The 20294-nt window shown below is 57.1% G+C and carries 25 protein-coding genes, 1 tRNA gene and 1 pseudogene; 9 read left to right on the top strand and 18 right to left on the bottom strand.

All coding sequences use genetic code 11. The features are described 5' to 3' along the window. The 3 genes from QMK51_RS18560 to QMK51_RS18570 all read right to left on the bottom strand — a co-directional run bounded on the left by QMK51_RS18560 (position 1) and on the right by QMK51_RS18570 (position 2303). The gene (locus QMK51_RS18560; RefSeq protein ID WP_320391193.1) at positions 1-1005 is read right to left on the bottom strand and encodes an ArsJ-associated glyceraldehyde-3-phosphate dehydrogenase; all 1005 of its coding nucleotides are present in this window, start codon (positions 1003-1005) and stop codon (positions 1-3) included. Between the two features lie 47 nt (positions 1006-1052). Then, the gene (locus QMK51_RS18565; protein WP_320391194.1) at positions 1053-1415 is read right to left on the bottom strand and encodes a metalloregulator ArsR/SmtB family transcription factor; all 363 of its coding nucleotides are present in this window, start codon (positions 1413-1415) and stop codon (positions 1053-1055) included. A 138-nt stretch (positions 1416-1553) separates the two neighbouring features. Then, complete coding sequence (locus QMK51_RS18570; protein ID WP_320391195.1) at positions 1554-2303, bottom strand: EAL domain-containing protein; 750 nt, start codon at positions 2301-2303, stop codon at positions 1554-1556. Positions 2304-2551: 248 nt separating this feature from the next. Here QMK51_RS18570 and QMK51_RS18575 point away from each other — a divergent pair, with 248 nt between their 5' ends. The 6 genes and pseudogenes from QMK51_RS18575 to QMK51_RS18600 all read left to right on the top strand — a co-directional run bounded on the left by QMK51_RS18575 (position 2552) and on the right by QMK51_RS18600 (position 6779). Continuing rightward, the gene (locus QMK51_RS18575) at positions 2552-3553 is read left to right on the top strand and encodes an AraC family transcriptional regulator (protein WP_258696631.1); all 1002 of its coding nucleotides are present in this window, start codon (positions 2552-2554) and stop codon (positions 3551-3553) included. 1 nt (position 3554) lies between these two features. Then, positions 3555-4379 (top strand): annotated as a pseudogene (locus QMK51_RS18580) (aldehyde dehydrogenase family protein); the annotation flags it as partial. A gap of 258 nt (positions 4380-4637) precedes the next feature. After that, on the top strand, positions 4638-4844 hold the full coding sequence (locus QMK51_RS18585) for a hypothetical protein (RefSeq protein ID WP_320391196.1): 207 nt from the start codon (positions 4638-4640) through the stop codon (positions 4842-4844). 410 nt (positions 4845-5254) lie between these two features. Continuing rightward, complete coding sequence (locus tag QMK51_RS18590) at positions 5255-5599, top strand: hypothetical protein (RefSeq protein WP_320391197.1); 345 nt, start codon at positions 5255-5257, stop codon at positions 5597-5599. A gap of 101 nt (positions 5600-5700) precedes the next feature. Beyond that, positions 5701-6114 (top strand): hypothetical protein, encoded by a 414-nt coding sequence (locus QMK51_RS18595; RefSeq protein WP_320391198.1) that lies wholly within the window; start codon positions 5701-5703, stop codon positions 6112-6114. A 323-nt stretch (positions 6115-6437) separates the two neighbouring features. Beyond that, positions 6438-6779 carry a hypothetical protein gene (locus QMK51_RS18600; RefSeq protein ID WP_320391199.1) on the top strand — a complete coding sequence of 114 codons (342 nt, stop codon included), beginning with the start codon at positions 6438-6440 and terminating at the stop codon, positions 6777-6779. Between the two features lie 210 nt (positions 6780-6989). On the opposite strand, the gene QMK51_RS18605 is transcribed toward QMK51_RS18600, so the two are convergent. From QMK51_RS18605 to thrS, 9 genes are all read right to left on the bottom strand, one after another. After that, positions 6990-7066 (bottom strand) — tRNA-Pro (locus tag QMK51_RS18605). An 89-nt stretch (positions 7067-7155) separates the two neighbouring features. Continuing rightward, entirely contained in the window at positions 7156-7512 is a 357-nt protein-coding gene (locus QMK51_RS18610; protein ID WP_003179985.1) for a MerR family transcriptional regulator, read from the bottom strand. Continuing rightward, complete coding sequence (gene ihfA, locus QMK51_RS18615) at positions 7493-7795, bottom strand: integration host factor subunit alpha (RefSeq protein ID WP_002553164.1); 303 nt, start codon at positions 7793-7795, stop codon at positions 7493-7495. Before ihfA ends, QMK51_RS18610 begins: the two co-directional genes overlap by 20 nt. Before the next feature lie 3 nt (positions 7796-7798). Next, complete coding sequence (pheT, locus tag QMK51_RS18620; protein WP_320391200.1) at positions 7799-10180, bottom strand: phenylalanine--tRNA ligase subunit beta; 2382 nt, start codon at positions 10178-10180, stop codon at positions 7799-7801. Between the two features lie 26 nt (positions 10181-10206). Further along, on the bottom strand, positions 10207-11223 hold the full coding sequence (gene pheS / locus QMK51_RS18625; RefSeq protein ID WP_007905876.1) for a phenylalanine--tRNA ligase subunit alpha: 1017 nt from the start codon (positions 11221-11223) through the stop codon (positions 10207-10209). A 109-nt stretch (positions 11224-11332) separates the two neighbouring features. Continuing rightward, complete coding sequence (gene rplT / locus QMK51_RS18630) at positions 11333-11689, bottom strand: 50S ribosomal protein L20 (RefSeq protein WP_007905879.1); 357 nt, start codon at positions 11687-11689, stop codon at positions 11333-11335. Between the two features lie 28 nt (positions 11690-11717). Continuing rightward, positions 11718-11912: a 50S ribosomal protein L35 gene (gene rpmI, locus QMK51_RS18635; RefSeq protein ID WP_002553160.1), complete on the bottom strand. Its 195-nt coding sequence runs from the start codon at positions 11910-11912 to the stop codon at positions 11718-11720. A gap of 60 nt (positions 11913-11972) precedes the next feature. Beyond that, positions 11973-12524, bottom strand: a complete 552-nt coding sequence (infC, locus tag QMK51_RS18640) for a translation initiation factor IF-3 (protein WP_172435341.1) — start codon at positions 12522-12524, stop codon at positions 11973-11975. Then, positions 12524-14446, bottom strand: coding sequence for a threonine--tRNA ligase (thrS, locus tag QMK51_RS18645; protein ID WP_007940231.1), 1923 nt, complete (start codon positions 14444-14446; stop codon positions 12524-12526). The genes infC and thrS overlap by 1 nt, the downstream gene beginning before the upstream one ends. A gap of 373 nt (positions 14447-14819) precedes the next feature. Between thrS and QMK51_RS18650 the strand changes: the two genes are divergently transcribed. Both QMK51_RS18650 and QMK51_RS18655 read left to right on the top strand, forming a co-directional pair. Next, on the top strand, positions 14820-15122 hold the full coding sequence (locus QMK51_RS18650; protein ID WP_258696702.1) for a hypothetical protein: 303 nt from the start codon (positions 14820-14822) through the stop codon (positions 15120-15122). Positions 15123-15414: 292 nt separating this feature from the next. Then, entirely contained in the window at positions 15415-15627 is a 213-nt protein-coding gene (locus tag QMK51_RS18655) for a cold-shock protein (RefSeq protein ID WP_003179963.1), read from the top strand. A 72-nt stretch (positions 15628-15699) separates the two neighbouring features. On the opposite strand, the gene QMK51_RS18660 is transcribed toward QMK51_RS18655, so the two are convergent. Continuing rightward, a complete protein-coding gene (locus QMK51_RS18660; protein ID WP_320391201.1) occupies positions 15700-16017 on the bottom strand; it encodes an I78 family peptidase inhibitor in 318 nt (105 codons plus the stop codon). A 166-nt stretch (positions 16018-16183) separates the two neighbouring features. Continuing rightward, entirely contained in the window at positions 16184-16489 is a 306-nt protein-coding gene (locus QMK51_RS18665) for a hypothetical protein (RefSeq protein ID WP_320391202.1), read from the bottom strand. A 131-nt stretch (positions 16490-16620) separates the two neighbouring features. On the opposite strand from QMK51_RS18665, the gene QMK51_RS18670 reads away from it, so the two are divergent. Further along, complete coding sequence (locus QMK51_RS18670) at positions 16621-16827, top strand: hypothetical protein (protein ID WP_258696705.1); 207 nt, start codon at positions 16621-16623, stop codon at positions 16825-16827. A 41-nt stretch (positions 16828-16868) separates the two neighbouring features. On the opposite strand, the gene QMK51_RS18675 is transcribed toward QMK51_RS18670, so the two are convergent. From QMK51_RS18675 to QMK51_RS18690, 4 genes are read right to left on the bottom strand one after another with little or no spacing between them, the layout of a single operon-like run. Continuing rightward, positions 16869-17897, bottom strand: coding sequence for a nucleoside hydrolase (locus tag QMK51_RS18675; RefSeq protein ID WP_320391203.1), 1029 nt, complete (start codon positions 17895-17897; stop codon positions 16869-16871). Positions 17898-17930: 33 nt separating this feature from the next. Next, a complete protein-coding gene (rbsD, locus tag QMK51_RS18680) occupies positions 17931-18335 on the bottom strand; it encodes a D-ribose pyranase (protein WP_258696707.1) in 405 nt (134 codons plus the stop codon). Next, positions 18332-19249 carry a ribokinase gene (gene rbsK / locus QMK51_RS18685; protein WP_320391204.1) on the bottom strand — a complete coding sequence of 306 codons (918 nt, stop codon included), beginning with the start codon at positions 19247-19249 and terminating at the stop codon, positions 18332-18334. Before rbsK ends, rbsD begins: the two co-directional genes overlap by 4 nt. Before the next feature lie 24 nt (positions 19250-19273). Then, positions 19274-20293 (bottom strand): LacI family DNA-binding transcriptional regulator, encoded by a 1020-nt coding sequence (locus tag QMK51_RS18690; RefSeq protein ID WP_258696709.1) that lies wholly within the window; start codon positions 20291-20293, stop codon positions 19274-19276. Position 20294: the final 1 nt, after the last annotated feature.

Here is a 20294-nt window from a genome sequence, read left to right on the forward strand (position 1 = left end):
TTAAACAGCCAGGCCAACCATTCTGGCCAATTCGACGGTGCGGTTTGCGTAAGCCCATTCATTGTCGTACCAGGCATAGAGTTTGACCTGGGTGCCGTTGATGACCAGGGTCGACAGCGCATCGATGATCGAGGAGCGCGGGTCGGTGCGGTAGTCGATGGACACCAGTGGACGCTCCTCGAAACCGAGGATGTCTTTGAGTTCGTTCTCGGACGCATCCTTGAGGAACTGATTCACTTCGCCAACCGTGGTGACGCGCTCGACCTCGAACACGCAATCAGTCAGCGAAGCATTGGCCAACGGTACGCGTACGGCGTGACCGTTCAGACGCCCGCGCAGCTCCGGGAAAATTTCGGCGATGGCGGTGGCCGAGCCGGTGCTGGTCGGGATCAGGCTCATGCCCGAAGCCCGCGCACGGCGCAGATCCTTGTGCGGCTGATCGAGGATGCTTTGTGTGTTGGTCAGGTCGTGGATGGTGGTGATCGAACCGTGGCGAATGCCCAGTTTTTCATGGATCACCTTAACCACCGGCGCCAGACAGTTGGTGGTGCACGAAGCCGCGGTGACGATGCGATGTTCGGCCGGTTTGAACAGCTGATGGTTGACGCCCATGACGATGTTCAGCGCGCCCTCTTCTTTCACCGGAGCGCTGACCACCACGCGCTTGACGCCCTGGTCCAGATAAGCCTGAAGCACCGCGACGGTCTTCATCTTGCCGCTGGCTTCGATCACCAGATCGCAGCCCGACCAATCGGTATCGGCAATCGCCTTGTTGGCGGTGACCTTGATGCGTTTGCCGTCGATGACAATGCAGTCACCCTCGGCGCTTGCCTGATCATTCCAACGGCCATGCACCGAGTCGAAGTTCAGCAAGTGCGCATGCGTCGCCGCGTCGCCTGCCGGGTCGTTGATCTGCACGAACTCAAACTCCGGCCAGCGCCACGCGGCGCGCAGGGCGAGGCGACCGATGCGGCCAAAACCATTGATGCCCACTTTGATAGTCATGTTGAGGTGCTCTGTTGCTGTTGTCAGGGAGGGTGCTTTGGAAATCATCAAGCCGGGCAGCAAGCCGCTGCCCGTTCAGGACGATCGCCCATTTGTTCAAGGCGTTTGGCATCCGGGCTCAGCCAGTGCTTGTTGGCTTCGAGCACCACGGTCAGCACCTGATGCACCCAGTCAGGAAGATTCGGGTGCAGCCGGTAGTAAACCCACTGGCCTTGCCGACGGTCCGCCAGCAATCCGCCTGTGCGCAACTGTGCCAGGTGCCGGGAGATTTTGGGCTGGCTCTCATTCAACGCACAGGTCAGCTCGCAGACGCACAGCTCTCCCTCACGGGCGATGAGCAGCATCATGCGGACGCGGTTGTCGTCAGCCAGGCATTTGAAAACAGTGGTCGGCGTCAGAGGGGCAGCCATTTCGGTTCTCGGGGTTTGGGCTTTGCGTCACAGTGGAGCGCCAGCTTATATGCGCTTCCCCGAATATATGTTTTTTCGCATGTACGGTAAAGCACCAGCGGTCAATCGTCGTAAGCGCCAGACTGTCCCGGACCGTCTCTACAACAATATGGGTTGCAGCAGGCAGCGCGCGCCCAACGCATCAATCTGCGGACGACCGAATAGATAACCTTGCCCCCACTCGCTGCCGCAGGCGGTGGCAAGAGCGCGGTCGGCTTCGGACTCAATCCCTTCGATGATCACGCACGGCGCCAGGGTCTTGCACAGTTGCAACAGGTGGCCAAGGGTCTGGGCGTTGTTGGTTTCCAGGCGTGCACGCTGGATGTAACCCTGATCGATCTTGACGATGTCCGGCCGGGTCTGGCGAATGAATTCCAGGGTGCCCAGACCCGCGCCAAAGTCGTCGATGGCCACCCGGCAGCCAAGTTCACGCAAGCACAGAACGAACTCGATCGCCGCCAAGGTGCTGGGCGGTGTGGCGCTTTCGGTGATTTCAATCACCAGCCGCGCGGCCACCGAGGGGGCATCACGCAACTGCGCGAAGATCTCCTGCCAGTAGTGGTCGACGATGGCACTTTGCGCAGAGATGTTGCAGCCCAGTCGCAGGTGCTCGTCCAGCAACAAGCTGTCGATCACGCCATGCACCACACTGCGGTCGAGCTCACGCATCAGTTGGTGTTTCTCCAGCATCGCAAAGGGATAGACCCCGTCTCCCAGCGCATCGATATGCCGCAACAGCCCTTCCTGGTACAGCACCCGATTACTGTCGGGCAACCAGACCACCGGCTGAAACGCCAGCACCAACCGGCCGAGTGCCAACTCACTGTAAAAGTTTCTGACTCTGTGCATGACACATCCGTGGACAAAGCAGCGGCCTGCCGCCGGTTGAGTGTGACCAGGCCGAGCGGCGCTCCTGCGACTGCAAGGGTTGACTGCCGGCCATAATCCCCCCGCCTCACTGCGTCAGGAAGTGTTCCCGGATACCTTTCGTTTGTCCTCGGAAACGTGGTTGTCCCGTTAATCGACTGTGGTCATTTGTTTATTGCGATCATGCGCCGCTCGCGCGATATCACTTAGCTATCAGCCCAGGAAGAACTATGCACAGAATGACTAGCGCCAGTTTTCGGGTGCTTGCCGATGTCTTGACCGACGGAGGTGCAAACGTAGAAGCCTTGCTCAAGCAGTTCGACAGCAGCGAGGAGGTCTTTGCAAACCCCAAGGGAGTCGGGCTGGAGCTGGTCTATAAGGTGATGGCAGAAGCGGCAAAGCGTACCGGCAATCCGGACATCGGCCTGCTGGCCTATACCCGGGCGCACCCGGCCAATCTGGAGGTGCTCGGTTATGCAGTGATGTCCTGTGCCACGCTGGGCACTGCCCTGCAACGTCTGGTGGACTATCACTCACTGATCAGCAACGGCTTTTGCATGTGCCTGGAACGCAAACCCCGGGCGCTGCGGCTGATCGGTTTCGACATCAGCATGGAGCCGTCGCTGACGCCCCGCCCGTTCATCGACGCTGGTGCCGCACAAACCCTGGGGCTGGTCCACTGGCTGTTGCCCAAGCACAAACCCCAGCCCCTGGCAGCGACCTTTACCTACCCCGAACCCGCAGACACCACCCGACTGGAACGCTTGCTGGGCAACAACCTGCTGTTCGACGCGCCGTACAACAGCCTGACGTTCAGCATCGACGACTGCTCGATTGCCTTGCCCACCGCCGATCCGGCACTGGATGTCTTGCATGTCGAATACGCTCGCGCGCGTTTGAACGTGCTGCTCAACGACTCGATGACCGCGCGGGTTCGGCGGGTGCTGTCCGAACGCTTGGCCCAAGGCGTGCCCAGCGACCTCGACAAAATCGCCCAGGTGGTCGGGGTCAGCGCGCGTAGCCTGCAACGGCGCCTGAGCAATGAAGACATGCACTTCTCCGCGCTACAGGACGAGGCGCGGCTGATGCTCGCGCACAACTTCCTGCGCAACTCGGTGCGCAGCGTAAAGTACATCGGCGCGTTGCTGGGTTTTCGCGATCAGAGCAGCTTTCATAAAGCCTGCCTGCGCTGGTTCGGCATGACCCCGGGGCGCTATCGCGAAGAGTCCTGACCCTGCCATGCTGAGCGCCGAACCGACAATGGTCGAGGGTGGCAAGGCACGCATTGAATATCGCCCGCTCGGCCCGATTCTCGCCGTGATGCCGTGGAACTTCCCGATCTGGCAGGTCCTGCGCGGCGCCGTTCCAGCGCTGATCGCTGGCAACACCTACGTCCTCAAACATGCACCCAACGTGATGGGCTGCGCCTATCTGTTGCGGGATGCCTTCAAACACGCTGACTTTCCCGAAGGCGTTTTCGAGGTCATCAATGTCACGCCGGACGGCGTCTCCACGGCAATCGCCGATCCACGCATCGCAGCGGTGACACTCACCGGCAGCGTCCGGGCCGGCATTGCCATTGGCGCACAGGCCGGTGCAGCCTTGAAAAAGTGTGTGCTGGAATTGGATCGTCAAGTTCGCGACACCCTGGAAGAAGGCGCGACATCGCTGATGGGTGGCAAGAAAGCTGAAGGCCCCGGCAACTTTTACGAGCCCACCGTCTTCGCTGACGTCACCGACCAGATGACCTCATTTAAACAGGAACTGTTTGGCCCAGTGGCCTCCATCATCACCGCACGCGATGCCGCCCATGCGCTGGAGTTGGCCAATGACAGCGAATTCGGACTCGCTTCAACTATCTACGCAGGTAATGTTCAGCTTGCGGAGCAGATGGCTGGTGAACTGGAAACCGGTGGCGTGTTCATCAATGGCTACTGCGCGACGGACCCACGTGTCACGTTTGGTGGTGTGAAGAAGAGTGGTTTTGGCCGGGAGCTGTCGCATTTTGGGGTGCGGGAGTTTTGTAATGCGCAGACGGTTTGGTTGGATCGACGCTGATTGCATCAATAACCAAGGCGTCAAAACCGAGACAAATAAAAAGGGTCGCGAGATAAAATCTCGCGACCCTTTTGAATTATAGGGGCGGGATGGAGTGATTCGGACACTCGTCCCCTGGCGCCCCATGCTGGGGACTGGACTAACAGCAGATCGATGCGGTGCCGATGCCCACGACCGAGGCTGTTCGTCTGTGTTCTGGTGGCCGATACTCTGAGCTAGCAACTGAAGGCAAGTACCGCCCTGCAGAAAGGTTACTCAATGCTGAAGAAACAGCTGGAAAGCAAAGCAGCGACTGCGGCTGAAATTGAGCGCTCCATCCAGACCCTGAACAAAATGGCAGAACGCCTTTGGGGTGATGGCCGGGAAGCTGAGGCGAAGGCCCTCCTTGATGCCTTGGACGCACTAAACCGGGCGCTTGATCGGATCCGGATTGGAGAGAGTCGAAGGATTTCGACTCTTCATTAAGAAACAGGTAAAGGCTGGGCACCGGGTTTTAAAACTGGAAAATGGACTTTCACTGATGAGTCCACCCATCCGGGGGCAGGTTACGGCGGATCAACTACGGCATCAGACAGGTATCAAATTACGATCGGCTCCTGGAGAGACTATTGCATTACAGCAATGGGATTATCTGACTTCACACCACATACGCAGGTTTTGACCGCAATCGAAATTCTTCGCAGAGTGCGTACAATTGATTCACTCGTAAATGGCGACATTAAAGATGCAGCACACAAAGCATCTAGACAAAGGGAATCTTTGCCGATGGGCCCCGACCAAGCGAATCGCCCATTGAATGGACATCCATCCGGTCAACCGTATAGGCCGTATGACGATATCTTAACCACCTACAAGAAATTTGGCGGCACTACAAAATGAAACTACACCCTATTGCTTGCATTCTGCTTTGTTGCGTTAGCGTTCTTGCGAACGCAACAGATGTGCCGATTAAAAAAGGAATGCCATTTTTAAGTGCGCGAAAAGCATTGATTAAACATGGTTGGAAACCAAATTTAACGGATGAAATGGAGCCTGGCGGAGCCATGCAAATACTTAGAAACATGGGTATTAGTGAAGTCGAAAGATGCACCCAAGGGGTGCAATATTGCGAGTTCAATTACAAGAAAAACAAAGTTTGTCTAGTCATCAGCACTACCGGTGAAGAAGTAAAAGACATGATAATTTATGGTTGGGGTTTCAAGTGTCCCGAGACAGATTAGGGGCATCAATATCGGTCCGCTATTTTTCGGGCCTTGCTAAGGGTGGAGTCTGTGTATTCAGAGTTTTTGGCGAGCTACAAATCGGCTGGAGGGATTGTCAATTGAAGGCTTCGATCCTCGCGCTCGTCGCACTTTATTGCATTGGCACCAGCGCAGCGTTTGCAGATGGCTCGCAGGCGACAAGCGACAGGCGCGGGCCGGCAGGCATCGCCGTCGGTGAGCCCCTGGTCACGGCCAAGGCCAAGCTCGTCAAACAAGGATGGAAGCCGACGCGGATGCATACCACCGATGGTTATGAATATAGTGGCGTGGAGCGGGAGCTGGCTGCACGTAAGTTCTTCGAGGTCGATGTCTGCTCTTTTGATAGCTCGCGTTGCATCTTGTTCTACTCAAAGAACGGCGCTTGCCTGCGCGTCGACACCATTGGGGAGCAATTCAATGACATGACGGTTACACGATGGGCCGATGAGTGTCCTGACGCATCTCCAAAACCAAGTAAGCGCGGCACGGGATAGCAACCGACCATTTTGAGTGGGGCGACATTTGCCAGTACCTGGCCCTGCGCCGGCGGTAACTACCACGCGAAATTTGGTTATGGCTGGGCACCGGGTTTTAAAACTGGAAAATGGACTTTTACTAATGAGTCCACCCATCCGGGGCAGGTTACGGCGGTTCAACGACAGCGTCCGGAAGGTATCGAGTCACGAAAGCCACATGGGCGGAGCTCTCCGTTAAAGCAATGGGATTATCCGACTTCACACCAGGAACACAGAATTTGATTGCAGTTGAACTGCTGCGCAACGTGAATGCAATCGAAAAACTTTGGTGGTACCGTTAAATGAAGCTGCAAACATTCCTCATCGGCCTTTTTTGCTGCGCCAGCTTTTTTGCCAACGCAACAGACGTCCCTATAAAAGAGGGAATGCCCTTTTTAGATGCCAGAAAAGCATTAATTCAAAATGGCTGGAAGCCGAACCCAACCTATTCAGGTGCGTTTGGGGTCGAGAACATCATCATGAGAAAAGGTTTCAAAGAGATCGAATCTTGCACAGAGGGTGTCCGGTACTGCAGCTTCAATTACATCAAAAATGAAACCTGCCTTGGTGTGGGAACTGTCGGCGAAAAGATTAAAGAAATGAAGATTTATTCCTGGAACTTCAAATGCCCGGAGAAGGATTGAGGGCTGGCGCGATGCCATGGGATAGGGCGCTCAGCGTCACAGGCAGAATGCTCGCTCATGTCGGCGATCCGCAATCCCGCACGCTGATGAAAATGAAGCGGTGATCAAGCGGCATGCCTGGAGAGAGTCAGCCGCACCTTGACCGGGCGCCTTAAAAATCAGAAACAAAAAGGGGTCGCGAGATAAAATCTCGCAACCCTTTGAATTATATGGTCGGGACGGAGTGATTCGAACACTCGACCCCTAGCACCCCATGCTAGTGCGCTACCGGACTGCGCTACGCCCCGACTAGGCGTTGACTCTGTTCCTCATCTCGAGGAACGCTCAAGAATATATCGCAAGCTTTTGAAAACTGGAAGTATTTAAAAGCAGGAATTTATTTCTTGAGGACTACCAGAACATCTTCCAGCTCCGCGATCATCTGGCGGATCATTTGTTTGTATTGGGTGGTGTCGTCTTTGGCTTCATCGCCGGACAAACGCAGGCGCGCGCCGCCGATGGTGAACCCCTGATCGTAAAGAAGCGCGCGGATCTGCCGGATCATCAGCACGTCCTGGCGCTGATAATACCGGCGGTTTCCGCGGCGTTTGACGGGGTTGAGTTGAGGAAACTCCTGCTCCCAGTAGCGCAGCACGTGCGGCTTTACCGCACACAGCTCGCTGACTTCACCAATGGTGAAGTAGCGTTTGCCTGGGATGACGGGTAGTTCGTCGTTATGACTTGGTTCCAGCATAAGCCTCAACTCGGGCCTTCAACTTCTGCCCTGGACGAAAGGTGACCACACGGCGAGCCGTGATCGGGATTTCTTCTCCCGTTTTCGGATTGCGGCCAGGCCGCTGGCGTTTGTCCCGAAGGTCGAAATTGCCGAAACCGGACAATTTGACTTGTTCGTTGTCTTCAAGAGCGTGCCTGATTTCTTCAAAAAACAGTTCGACCAATTCCTTGGCTTCCCGCTTGTTCAGGCCCAGCTCTTCATACAGACGTTCCGCCATCTCAGCTTTCGTCAAAGCCCCCATACGTCACTTCCTTAACGTGGCGTTCAACCTTTGTTCGAGCGAGGTGAGGATGTTTTGCGTCGTGGTATTCACCTCATCGTCATTAAGAGTGCGCGATGGATGCTGCCAGGTCAAGCCAACTGCAAGGCTTTTTCTATGCGGATCAATGCCTTTACCCTGATACACGTCAAATAGCCTGAGGTCCGTTAGCCATTCGCCTGCATTTTCACGGATTACGTCCAGTACGGCAGTGGCCGCAACGTCTTTGTCCGCCAGCAGTGCAAGGTCACGACGCACTTCAGGAAAGCGCGATAACTCCTGGAATTTAGGCATTTTGCCCGAAGCCACTTCGGCCAGAACCAGCTCGAAAACGAAGACCGGACGGTCGAGACCGAGGGTTTTCGACAATTCAGGGTGGATGGCGCCGACATAACCTACCAAACGACCATCACGCTCGATGCGCGCGGTTTGACCCGGGTGCAACGCAGGGTGTTTACCTGGCACGAACGTGAACGAATCCAGCGCACCGGCGAAGCCAAGCACCGCTTCCACATCGGCTTTGACGTCGAAGAAATCCACGACATCGCGACCTTGTGCCCAGCCTTCCGGCAGGCGGCTACCGCATACCACACCGGCCAGCATCGGCTCTTGCTTCAAGCCTTCCAGCTGACCGACGAAGCGCAGGCCGCTTTCGAACAGGCGGACGCGATCCTGCTGGCGGTTCAGGTTGTGCTGAAGTGCCTTGACCAGACCCGGCCACAGGGACGAACGCATCGCAGCCATGTCGTTGGAAATCGGGTTGGCCAGTAGCAGCGGCTCGACACCCGGATTAAACAACTCGAATTGTTTCGGATCGATGAAGCTGTACGTGATCGCTTCCTGATAACCACGGGCCACCAGCAGACGACGCAGCTCTGGCAGATCGCTGCGCGCTTCAGCCTTGGCTTGTGGCGCCAGACGGGCTTGCGGGTAACGAACCGGCAGGCGGTTGTAACCGTACAGGCGGGCCAGCTCTTCGATCAGGTCAACTTCCAGACTGATATCGAAACGGAAGCTTGGCACTTCTACGCGCCACTGCCCTGCCCCATCGGCAGAAATGGTCAGACCCAAAGCGCTGAGCAGACGCTCGACTTCGGCCGAATCCATTTCCATACCCAACATCTGGGTGATGCGCTGGGCACGCAGGGTGATCGGCGCGATCGACGGCAGGTGCTGCTCGCTGACGGTTTCGACGATCGGGCCGGCTTCGCCACCGGTGATTTCCAGCAGCAGGCCAGTGGCGCGCTCCATGGCTTCACGGGCCAGCTTCCAGTCCACGCCACGCTCGTAGCGGTGCGAAGCGTCGGTGTGCAGGCCGTAGGAACGAGCCTTGCCAGCGACGGCAATCTGGTCGAAGAACGCGCTTTCCAGGAAAATATCGCGCGTGGTCGCGGTGTTGACGCCGCTGTGCTCGCCGCCCATGACGCCGGCGATAGCCAAGGCGCGGGTGTGGTCGGCAATCACCAGCGTATCGCTACGCAGGCTGACTTCCTGACCGTCGAGCAGCACCAGCTTCTCGCCTTCTTCGGCCATGCGCACGCGAATGCCGCCATTGATTTCGGCGAGATCGAAGGCGTGCAGCGGCTGACCCAGTTCCAGCATCACGTAATTGGTGATGTCGACGGCGGCGTCGATGCTGCGCACGTCGGCACGACGCAGGCGCTCGACCATCCACAGTGGCGTAGGTTTAGACAGGTCAACGTTACGGATCACACGACCCAGGTAACGCGGGCAAGCGTTTGGCGCCAGCACTTCGATCGAACGCACTTCGTCGTGCACGGCAGGAACGCTGGCAATGGCCGGGCGAACCACCGGGGCGGCATAAAGCGCACCGACTTCGCGGGCCAGACCGGCCAGCGACAGGCAATCACCGCGGTTCGGGGTCAGGTCGACCTCGATGCTGGCGTCGTCGAGGCTCAGGTATTCACGAATGTCCTGACCAACCGGCGCATCGGCCGGCAATTCCATCAGGCCGTCGTTGCCTTCGCCGATTTGCAGTTCGGCCTGGGAGCACAGCATGCCGTTGGATTCAACGCCACGCAGCTTGGCTTTCTTGATTTTGAAATCGCCCGGCAGTTCGGCACCGATCATGGCGAACGGGATCTTCAGGCCCGGGCGCACGTTGGGCGCACCGCATACGACCTGGAAAGTTTCCGCGCCACTGCTGACCTGGCAAACACGCAACTTGTCGGCGTCCGGGTGTTGCTCGGTGCTCAGCACCTCACCCACCACCACGCCACTGAATTCACCGGCGGCCGGCGTAACGCTATCGACCTCAAGACCGGCCATCGACAGACGAGCAACCAGCTCGTCGCGATTTACCTGCGGGCTTACCCAGCCACGCAGCCATTGTTCACTGAATTTCATCCTGCTCTCCTAAGAATTCGTTACGACTAGCGAAATTGCGCGAGGAACCGCAAGTCGTTGTCGAAGAACAGACGCAAGTCGTTCACGCCGTAACGCAGCATGGCCAGACGCTCAACGCCCATGCCGAAGGCAAAGCCCGAAAACTCTTCCGGGTCGATCCCGGACATACGCAGCACGTTCGGGTGAACCATGCCGCAGCCCATGACTTCCAGCCAGCCAGTCTGCTTGCAGACACGGCAACCTTTACCGCTGCACATCACGCATTCCATGTCGACTTCGGCGGATGGCTCGGTGAACGGGAAGTACGAAGGACGGAAACGCACAGCCAGTTCTTTTTCGAAGAACACGCGCAGGAACTCTTCGATGGTCCCTTTCAGGTCGGCGAAGTTGATATCGCGGTCGACCAGCAGGCCTTCGACCTGGTGGAACATCGGGGAGTGAGTGATATCGGAGTCGCTACGGTACACACGGCCTGGACAGACGATGCGGATCGGCGGCTGTTTCGATTCCATGGTGCGGACCTGTACCGGCGAGGTATGGGTGCGCAGCAACATGTTGGCATTGAAATAGAAGGTGTCATGCATCGACCGGGCCGGGTGATGGCCTGGGATGTTGAGCGCTTCGAAGTTGTGGTAGTCGTCTTCGACCTCAGGGCCTTCGGCGATGCCGTAGCCGATGTGAGTGAAGAACTGTTCGATACGTTCCAGAGTGCGAGTAACCGGATGCAGACCACCCGAGGTCTGGCCACGGCCAGGCAGGGTCACGTCAATGGACTCGGCAGACAGTTTGGCGGCCAGATCAGCCTCTTCAAACAGTGCCTTGCGCGCATTGAGAACCTCTGTGACACGCTCCTTGGCAACGTTGATCAGCGCACCGACTTGCGGACGCTCTTCCGCCGGCAAATTCCCCAGGGTCTTCATCACCTGAGTCAATTCACCCTTTTTGCCAAGGTAGTGAACCCGGATTTGCTCCAGGGCATTGATATCTTCAGCGCTTTGCACAGCCTCTAGTGCTTGAGAGACGAGCGCGTCCAGGTTTTCCATGTACAGACTCCAGATACAAAATAGGGGAAGAGCTTGAAGGCTCTTCCCCTATTTATGACGTTTAACACCTGACCCCACAGAGGTGAGGCCGGGTGACTGTCGGGGGTACTTAAGCCAAGGTGGCTTTAGCTTTCTCGACAATCGCAGCAAACGCCGCTTTTTCGTTCACTGCCAGATCAGCCAGAACCTTACGGTCGATCTCGATGGACGCTTTTTTCAGGCCGGCGATGAAACGGCTGTAGGACAGACCGTTGATACGTGCACCAGCGTTGATACGAGCGATCCACAGAGCGCGGAACTGACGTTTTTTCTGACGACGGTCACGGTAGGCGTATTGGCCTGCCTTGATTACCGCTTGCTTGGCAACACGGAATACGCGCGAGCGAGCGCCGTAGTAGCCTTTAGCAAGTTTCAGAATTTTTTTGTGACGTTTACGGGCAATGACGCCACGCTTTACACGAGCCATGAGTTACTTCCTCTATTCTTGACTAAAATTAACGAAGGCGCAGCATGCGCTCGACTTTTGCCACGTCAGACGGATGCAGCAAGCTGCTACCGCGCAGTTGACGCTTACGCTTGGTCGACATTTTAGTCAGGATGTGGCTCTTGAAAGCGTGCTTGTGCTTGATACCGTTAGCAGTTTTCAAAAACCGCTTAGCAGCACCACTTTTCGTTTTCATTTTTGGCATGTTCGGATACTCCGCATTCAGTTGATAAACATAATCAGAAGGCCTGCCGTGCCCTGTTGATTACTTCTTCTTTTTCGGGGCGATGACCATGATCAGCTGGCGTCCTTCCATCTTAGGATGCTGTTCGACCGAACCGTACTCGAGCAAGTCACCTTCAACTCGCTTGAGGAGTTCCATCCCCAGCTCCTGGTGGGCCATCTCACGGCCGCGGAATCGCAAGGATACCTTGGCCCTGTCCCCGTCACTCAGGAAACGTACCAGGTTGCGCAGTTTTACCTGGTAATCCCCTTCCTCCGTCCCTGGACGAAACTTGATTTCTTTAACCTGAATCTGCTTCTGGTTTTTCTTGGCTGCGGCAATCTGCTTCTTCTTCTCGAAGATCGATTTGCCGTAGTCCATCAGTTTGCAAACAGGGGGTACTGCATCGGCGGAAATTTCCACCAGATCCAGCTTGGCCTCTTCAGCCTTAAGAAGCGCGTCTTCAATTGACACAATCCCAAGCTGTTCACCTTCAGCCCCAATTAACCGAACCTCGCGTGCCGAGATATTCTCGTTGATCGGGGCTTTCGGTGCAGCTCGTTTATCTTGTCTCATTTCACGCTTAATAATAATTACTCCGAATCTGGGCGACCACGCCGGGAAACCGCTTGCGCGAGAAACTCAGCGAACTGGGCGACGGGCATCGAGCCCAGGTCAGCACCTTCACGAGTACGCACAGCGACAGTCTGCATCTCGACTTCCCGATCTCCGATAACCAAGAGATAGGGAACCTTGAGCAAAGTATGCTCGCGGATTTTAAAGCCGATCTTTTCATTTCTCAAGTCAGACTTGGCACGAAACCCGCTTTCGTTGAGAGTTTTTTCAACCTCGGCGGCAAAATCGGCTTGTTTATCAGTGATATTCATAATCACTGCCTGGGTCGGAGCCAGCCACGCAGGGAATGCACCCTCGTAGTGCTCGATCAGAATTCCGACGAAGCGCTCGAAGGAACCCAGGATCGCCCGGTGCAACATCACCGGGTGCTTGCGACTGTTGTCTTCGGAGACGTATTCGGCTCCCAGACGGACAGGCAGGTTAAAATCGAGCTGAAGGGTACCACACTGCCAGACGCGGCCGAGGCAATCTTTCAGCGAGAACTCGATCTTCGGACCGTAGAACGCACCCTCGCCCGGCTGCAGATCGTACGGCAGGCCCGCGCTATCAAGGGCTGCGGCCAATGCCGCTTCGGCGCGATCCCACAGTTCGTCGGAACCGACGCGTTTTTCCGGACGAGTGGACAGTTTCATTTCGACTTCTTTAAAGCCGAAGTCGGCATAGACGTCCATGGTCAGTTTGATGAACGCGGCGGATTCGGCCTGCATCTGCTCTTCAGTACAGAAGATGTGAGCATCGTCCTGAGTGAAGGCACGAACGCGCATGATGCCGTGCAGCGCACCCGACGGCTCATTACGGTGGCAGGCACCGAACTCGGCCAGACGCATTGGCAGCTCGCGGTAGCTTTTCAGGCCCTGGTTGAACACCTGCACGTGGCAAGGGCAGTTCATCGGCTTGATGGCGTAGTCGCGGTTTTCCGACTGGGTGGTGAACATGTTGTCGGCGTAGTTGGCCCAGTGCCCGGATTTCTCCCACAGGCTGCGGTCAACGACTTGTGGAGTCTTGATCTCCAGATAACCGTTGTCGCGTTGAACCTTGCGCATGTACTGCTCGAGCACCTGGTACAGAGTCCAGCCGTTCGGGTGCCAGAACACCATGCCCGGCGACTCTTCCTGGGTGTGGAACAGGCCCAGGCGCTTGCCGATCTTGCGGTGATCGCGTTTTTCAGCTTCTTCGATGCGCTGAATGTAAGCCGCCAGCTGCTTCTTGTCCGCCCATGCGGTGCCGTAAACGCGCTGCAATTGCTCGTTCTTGGCATCGCCACGCCAGTAGGCGCCAGACAGCTTGGTCAGCTTGAAGGATTTCAGGAAGCGCGTGTTCGGCACGTGCGGGCCACGGCACATGTCGACGTATTCTTCGTGATAGTACAGGCCCATGGCCTGCTCGTTCGGCATGTCTTCGACCAGACGCAGCTTGTAGTCTTCGCCGCGGGCCTTGAACACTTCGATCACTTCGGCGCGCGGAGTGACTTTTTTGATCACGTCGTAATCTTTCTCGATCAGCTGCTGCATGCGCTGTTCGATGGCGGCCAGGTCGTCGGGCGTGAAAGGACGCTCGAAGGCGATGTCGTAATAGAAGCCTTCTTCGATGACCGGGCCGATGACCATCTTGGCCGTCGGGTACAACTGCTTGACCGCGTGGCCAACCAGGTGGGCGCAAGAGTGGCGAATGATCTCCAGCCCCTCTTCATCCTTTGGCGTAATGATTTGCAGCGAGGAATCGCTGTCGATGATATCGCTGGCGTCGACCAGCTTGCCATTGACCTTGCCGGCCACGGTGGCCTTGGCCAGACCGGCACCAATGGATGCGGCGACCTCGGCTACGGAAACCGGGTGATCGAATGAACGTTGACTGCCATCGGGAAGAGTAATAGTTGGCATGGCGCCTCCTCTCCTAGTGGTGACCCCTACCAAAGGTCACGTGGGTTGGGATGAGCCAGTACAAGATCCGGTCCAGGCCATTCAATAACGAACGCCTGCCTTACAGCGGCAGGAGCCTTGCGGCCAACCGGAAAACCGAACCAGAGTGACTGGGATTCAAATCAGGGTTATTCGCGCCTCTGCCGCTACCGGGACTGAAGGTCATCCGGAGCCTGCAAACGCCCGAGCAGAGCATGCTAGCACAGATGAACGGTCGTCGATGCACCGGGGTTTTCTGCTGGGGCAAATCAGGCTTTTTTATGCCAGAGTGCTGAACTTGAACCCCGCGTCACCCATCAGATAAAAGACATTGACCCAAAAGGAGCATCTCAGCATGCGTCTGAATCGTTTATTTGCCGTCGTCGCACCCGTCGTCCTGCTGCTGCCGCTGACTGCTCATGCCGACTGGCCAAAGGGCGAGCGCGAGAAGTACATGGCGCAGTGCACACAAGCTGCTTCCCCGCAGATTGGCGCTGCGGCTGCAAAAGCTCACTGTGCATGCGGTGCTGATGCGATCAAATCGTACCCAGCCAGCGACATCCAGTCATTGATGGACAACACCGCCAGTGACGCACTGAAACAAAAAGCACTGACTAAAATTGCCTCCTGCAAAGCCGATGAAAAGGCGAAAAAATAAGCCCCACAGAACGCTTTGAAGGCCTTAACAGCCGATGAAAAGCCTCTGAAAACAGCTTTTTCGTACAAAATATGCAGGTTTTACAGCTTTTTTTATTGTCTTTACTTTCGGCTGAAAGCCTTTTAAAACGGGGCTTTCAGCCACATATAGCAACAAAGAGAACGCGACTGCAGGGCAAACAGCACGGCCGGGGGGCTCCCAAAGCGAACATTTCGACTATGATACTCCGGTGTGCCCAGTTGGCCTGAGCAGCACAGTACTACTGAAAATATATGTTTCTTGGAGATACACCATGTCTAATCGCCAAACCGGCACCGTTAAATGGTTCAACGATGAAAAAGGCTTCGGCTTCATCACTCCTCAAGGTGGCGGTGACGACCTGTTCGTACACTTCAAAGCTATCGAAAGCGACGGTTTCAAAAGCCTGAAAGAAGGCCAAACCGTTTCCTTCGTGGCTGAGAAAGGCCAAAAGGGTATGCAAGCTGCACAAGTTCGCCCAGAGTAATTTTCTGGCGCACTAAAAAACCCCGTCCATGTGACGGGGTTTTTTTATGGATGAAACAAAAGCCTGCAGCAATCAGCCGCAGTTGACGCGAGTGACCACCAGGTTGTTATCGGTGTTCAGGTTCAGGCGATCGGAGCGGTACTCCAGGGTCACCATGTCATCGGGCTTGAGGAACCGGGCATTCTGCGCGCCTGCACGGGTGCGTGCCTGCTCCAGCAGTTCGGGCGAAGCCTTTTTGCCAAGGGTGAATTCGGCAGCCTTTGCTTCACAACGGCTGTGGCCGGTATCGGCCGCCACAGGGTCCTTTACCGACTCGGTGGACGTACTGCTGCAACCAGCCAGCAGCGTGGCAGCCAACAAAGTACCCAATGACGCGAGCTTCCAAGGCATGAAGCCTCCTTTTTTCAATAGTTAAGCTGAGATCGTGCGACCGCCATTTTGGTGTTTGGTTTCAAGACCAGCGCTATCACCCTGCCCTCGGCCTGGACAAGCGGCGAGTTTGCCTGAGCATCACCCTGCCGTTCATCCCGCAATCGTGACTGAATATGAACAGCGCTCAATAGACGTCGATGTAGTCGAACGGCGGATTCGGCCAGTTTTCTTTCAGCGCATTGAAGATCTGCATGACCCAGACTTCGTCGCTGGCCGCGACCAATCCGACATAACCCGAGCCCTTGGCCCATGTTTCCAGGCGAAACAGCAGCCCGTCGATATCAGTACCGCCCACGACACCCGACGAAATATAGGCGATGCCACCCTTGGTGACCCGCAGCTGGGTGTGCTCATCATCGCTGGCAGAGGCCAGTAGCTGACGCACCGCCCCAAGGGTCAAGCCGTCAGGAGTGTTCAAATCGATCTGCACAGCACAGTCCTTGAAAATTCGTCAAAGACCAAGTGTCGCATAGCCCTCCCTTCATGCCTAAGTCGGAGTGCCAAACGTCCCGCAAAATGGTTAACTCGACACTCAGACATCTCGATTTCACGAGCGCCATCATGACCACCGTAAGCATCGACGCCAACATCACAATCAAGTGGCCACAGGGCCACAGCTCTTACAGCCCGGGCACCCCGGAAGAGTTGGCAATCATTGGTATCGATTTGCTGGTCAAGGAACTGGGGACGCAAGCCGCCCAGACCTTCATCGCACAGGTACTCGAGAAGTACCCCGCCGACTATATGGGCGCAACAGAAACCGAGTAAGCGTAAAAAACCCGCAGGCGGGCACCTGCGGGGCATACGGCTTACTTCAGGCGAGCCAGCCGCTGGGTCAGCAGGTCGAAGAAGCCCTGAGCGTCGCCATTTTCAACCCAGAAGGCATTCTTCGGCGCCTTCAGGCCGTCATACCAGTCGACAATGGTCTGGCCAAAGGTCGGCCCTTCGCGGCTATCAACCACTACATTGACCGAACGACCGGTGAACAGCTCCGGTTTGAGCAGGTAAGCGATGACCGTGGCGTCATGCACCGGGCCTCCCGGAATACCGTAGTGCTCCATGTCGCCCTTGACGTATTCGTTAAGAATATCGCCCACCAGTTTGCTGGCATTGTTGTTCAGAGCGGCGATCTGCTTCAGGCGCGCTTCACTGGTGAGGATCTTGTGGGTCACGTCCAGCGGCAAATAAGTCAGCTTGACGCCGCTTTTCAGCACCACTTCCGCCGCCTGTGGGTCGGCGAACAGGTTGAATTCGGCCACCGGGGTGATGTTGCCGCCGTTGAAGTGCGCACCGCCCATGATCACCACTTCCTTGATGCCCTGAACGATTTCAGGTTCCTGGATCAGCGCCAGGGCCAGGTTGGTCTGTGGCCCGAGCATGGCGATGGTGATGCTATGGGGCTTGGCGGCCTTCAGGGTATCGATCAGATAGTTGACCGCGTTGCCTTTGGCCAGGCCTTTCTTCGGCTCATGCACGGTGACACCCGACAGGCCTTCCTTGCCGTGGATGTTCTCGGCATAGATCGGCGTGCGCATCAGCGGTTTCGGTGCGCCCGCGTAAACAGGCACCTCTTCGCGGCCCGCCCATTCGCGGGCCAGACGCGCGTTACGCGAGGTCTTGTCCAGGCGCACGTTGCCAGCGACGGTGGTCAGTGCACGAATGTTCAGTTCTTCCGGCGAGGCCAGGGCAAACAGCAAGGCGACCACATCGTCGGCCCCCGGATCGGTGTCGATGATCAAGTCGATCTTTTCCGCTGCCTGGGCGCTTGTTGCAGTAATCAGGGACAAAAGCAGCAGACTCCGAAGCAGGTGGTGCAGTTTCTGGGCATAGCGGTGCATAGCGCACTCCTTGTGCGTGGGAAGAACGGAAAGTTAGAACGTTACGCCAGCCACCAACACAATGTTGCAGTACGGCTGACATTCGCCTGTACGAACAATCGCCCGTGCTTGTCGGCTGAGCGCTTTGAATTGCTCATGACCGAGCAGTTCGCGCCGGCCAACCGCGCCTTCGGCATTCAGTTCATCCAGTGTGCTCAAGGCCGACGGTTTCTTGTCCAGAATCTCATGGGCCAGCACATGGCTTTCGACCTGCATTTCGCTGAGCACGACTTTCAAGGTACTGACGAAATCCGGAATGCCGTGGGTCAAGGCCAGATCGATCAATTCGACGCCGGGCGGTACGGGCAGACCGGCATCGCCGATCACGATCATGTCGCCATGGCCCAAAGACGCGATCAGCCGCGACAGCGCGACGTTGAGCAAAGGTGTCTTTTTCATGGTGTTTTAAAGGCCTGTACGTCAGACAAGGTGGGAATCGAAGGTTGCGCGCCGGCCCGGGTGACCGACAGCGCAGCGGCGACCTGACCGAAACGGATCGCCTCGGCCTCGCCTTTGCCGGCCGCCAGGGCCGCGGCGAAACCACCGACAAACGTGTCACCGGCCGCAGTGGTATCGACCGCCTTCACTTTCGGCGCCGGGAAATGCTCCAAGCGTGTGCCATTGGCAAACAGCGACCCCTGAGCGCCGAGGGTAATGATCACTTTGCCGGCACCCATGGCGATCAACCGGGTCGCGGCGATTTCGGCAGTGCTCAGGGAGTCCACGGGCAAACCGCTCAAGGCCGAGGCTTCGCTTTCGTTGGGGATCAGGTAATCGATGGCCGCGTACCAATCCGCCGGCAGCGGGCGACTGGCCGGCGCCGGATTGAGGATCACGGTTTTGCCCAGCTCACGGCCGCGCTTCAAGGCATGGCCGACCGTGGCATCCGGCACTTCCAGCTGACAGATGATCACATCCGCCGTCTGCAACACGCTGTCGAAACGGTCGATCACCTCGGGGGTCAGCGCACCATTGGCGCCGGCAACAATCACAATCGCGTTCTGACTGTTGTCATCGACCACGATCAACGCCACACCGCTGGAATCTTCGACAGTACTGACTGCCTGGCAATCGATCTGATCGGCCAACAACGCTCCGCGCAGCGCGTCGCCATAGGCATCACTGCCGACACAACCGACCATCGACACCTGCGCCCCCAGACGCGCCGCGGCCACGGCCTGGTTCGCGCCCTTGCCACCGGAAACCGTGGAAAACGACTGGCCTATCAGCGTTTCACCACCACGGGGCAGCCGTGGCGCCCGGGTCACCAGGTCCATGTTCAGGCTGCCTATTACCACTACTTTTGCTGGCATACATCACTACTCATCAATTCGATTTCAGCGGTATTGGTCAAACACACCGGCCAGCGGCGCGGTCGATTCTCGCAGGACAATACTGGGCGTCACGATGCGCTGATCGGTCGCCAGATCCGGCGCGGCAATCCGGCGCAGCAGCACCTCGGCCGCCATCTCGCCAAGCCGCAGGATCGACTGGCCCACGGTGGTCAACGCCGGATAGACATAACGGCTCATCTGGATATCGTCGAAACCGATCACCGACAGCTCGGTGGGCACGCGAATATTGCGCTCGGCAGCGGCACGCAACACACCGATGCCGATCATGTCGTTACCGGCGAAGATCGCACTGGGCGGATTCCTTTCCAGCAGGATCGCAGCGGCGTTGTAACCGCCGGTGCTGGTGAAATCGCTTTCCAGCATGCGCTCGCGCGGCACTTCGACGCCCGCCTCTTTCAAGGCGCGGCAATATCCGGCCAGACGCATCTGCGCCACGCTGGTACTCGCCGGCCCGCCAATCGTGGCAATGTCCCGATGCCCCAGCTCCAGCAAGTGCCGGGTCGCCAGATAGGCGCCGTATTCGTGATCGATACGCACAAGGTCCGCATCGACGCCTTCCAGATCACGGTCGACGATCACCATCGGCGTGCGCACGCCCGCCAGGCCTTCAGCCAGGCCGCTGTCACCACCGGCAGACGCAACGATCAAACCGTCGATGCGTTTTTCCAGCAGTACGCGAAGGTAGCTACGCTGCTTGTCCGGGTTGTCGTCGGAATTACAGAGGATGACGCAATAGCCGTTGCGCTCGCAGTAATCCTCGATGCCACGGGCCAACTCGGCGAAGTAAGGGTTGAGGCTGTTGGGCACCAGCAGGCCGATGGTCGCGGTGGTTTTCGCTTTCAACGAGCGGGCCACGGCGCTGGGCACGTAGTCGAGGCTTTTGATTGCCGCCTCGACCTTGATCCGCACTTCCTCACTGACCGGCCGCGTCTTGTTCACCACATGGGAAACCGTGGTGTAGGAAATGCCTGCGAGTGCCGCTACATCCTTGATCGTTGCCATG

The organism is Pseudomonas sp. P9_31, assembly GCF_034008235.1.
In the GTDB taxonomy this organism is placed as follows: domain Bacteria; phylum Pseudomonadota; class Gammaproteobacteria; order Pseudomonadales; family Pseudomonadaceae; genus Aquipseudomonas.

Coding starts and splice junctions, on each gene's coding strand:
- QMK51_RS18660 (WP_320391201.1), bottom strand. CDS start 16,017: ATGCCTTGGAAGCTCGCGTCATTGGGTACTTTGTTGGCTGCCACGCTG.
- QMK51_RS18560 (WP_320391193.1), bottom strand. CDS start 1,005: ATGACTATCAAAGTGGGCATCAATGGTTTTGGCCGCATCGGTCGCCTC.
- QMK51_RS18655 (WP_003179963.1), top strand. CDS start 15,415: ATGTCTAATCGCCAAACCGGCACCGTTAAATGGTTCAACGATGAAAAA.
- QMK51_RS18650 (WP_258696702.1), top strand. CDS start 14,820: ATGCGTCTGAATCGTTTATTTGCCGTCGTCGCACCCGTCGTCCTGCTG.
- QMK51_RS18690 (WP_258696709.1), bottom strand. CDS start 20,293: ATGGCAACGATCAAGGATGTAGCGGCACTCGCAGGCATTTCCTACACC.
- QMK51_RS18675 (WP_320391203.1), bottom strand. CDS start 17,897: ATGCACCGCTATGCCCAGAAACTGCACCACCTGCTTCGGAGTCTGCTG.
- QMK51_RS18600 (WP_320391199.1), top strand. CDS start 6,438: ATGAAGCTGCAAACATTCCTCATCGGCCTTTTTTGCTGCGCCAGCTTT.
- thrS (WP_007940231.1), bottom strand. CDS start 14,446: ATGCCAACTATTACTCTTCCCGATGGCAGTCAACGTTCATTCGATCAC.
- QMK51_RS18590 (WP_320391197.1), top strand. CDS start 5,255: ATGAAACTACACCCTATTGCTTGCATTCTGCTTTGTTGCGTTAGCGTT.
- QMK51_RS18585 (WP_320391196.1), top strand. CDS start 4,638: ATGCTGAAGAAACAGCTGGAAAGCAAAGCAGCGACTGCGGCTGAAATT.
- QMK51_RS18575 (WP_258696631.1), top strand. CDS start 2,552: ATGCACAGAATGACTAGCGCCAGTTTTCGGGTGCTTGCCGATGTCTTG.
- rbsK (WP_320391204.1), bottom strand. CDS start 19,249: ATGCCAGCAAAAGTAGTGGTAATAGGCAGCCTGAACATGGACCTGGTG.
- QMK51_RS18565 (WP_320391194.1), bottom strand. CDS start 1,415: ATGGCTGCCCCTCTGACGCCGACCACTGTTTTCAAATGCCTGGCTGAC.
- pheT (WP_320391200.1), bottom strand. CDS start 10,180: ATGAAATTCAGTGAACAATGGCTGCGTGGCTGGGTAAGCCCGCAGGTA.
- QMK51_RS18670 (WP_258696705.1), top strand. CDS start 16,621: ATGACCACCGTAAGCATCGACGCCAACATCACAATCAAGTGGCCACAG.
- rpmI (WP_002553160.1), bottom strand. CDS start 11,912: ATGCCAAAAATGAAAACGAAAAGTGGTGCTGCTAAGCGGTTTTTGAAA.
- ihfA (WP_002553164.1), bottom strand. CDS start 7,795: ATGGGGGCTTTGACGAAAGCTGAGATGGCGGAACGTCTGTATGAAGAG.
- pheS (WP_007905876.1), bottom strand. CDS start 11,223: ATGGAAAACCTGGACGCGCTCGTCTCTCAAGCACTAGAGGCTGTGCAA.
- rplT (WP_007905879.1), bottom strand. CDS start 11,689: ATGGCTCGTGTAAAGCGTGGCGTCATTGCCCGTAAACGTCACAAAAAA.
- rbsD (WP_258696707.1), bottom strand. CDS start 18,335: ATGAAAAAGACACCTTTGCTCAACGTCGCGCTGTCGCGGCTGATCGCG.
- QMK51_RS18570 (WP_320391195.1), bottom strand. CDS start 2,303: ATGCACAGAGTCAGAAACTTTTACAGTGAGTTGGCACTCGGCCGGTTG.
- QMK51_RS18610 (WP_003179985.1), bottom strand. CDS start 7,512: ATGCTGGAACCAAGTCATAACGACGAACTACCCGTCATCCCAGGCAAA.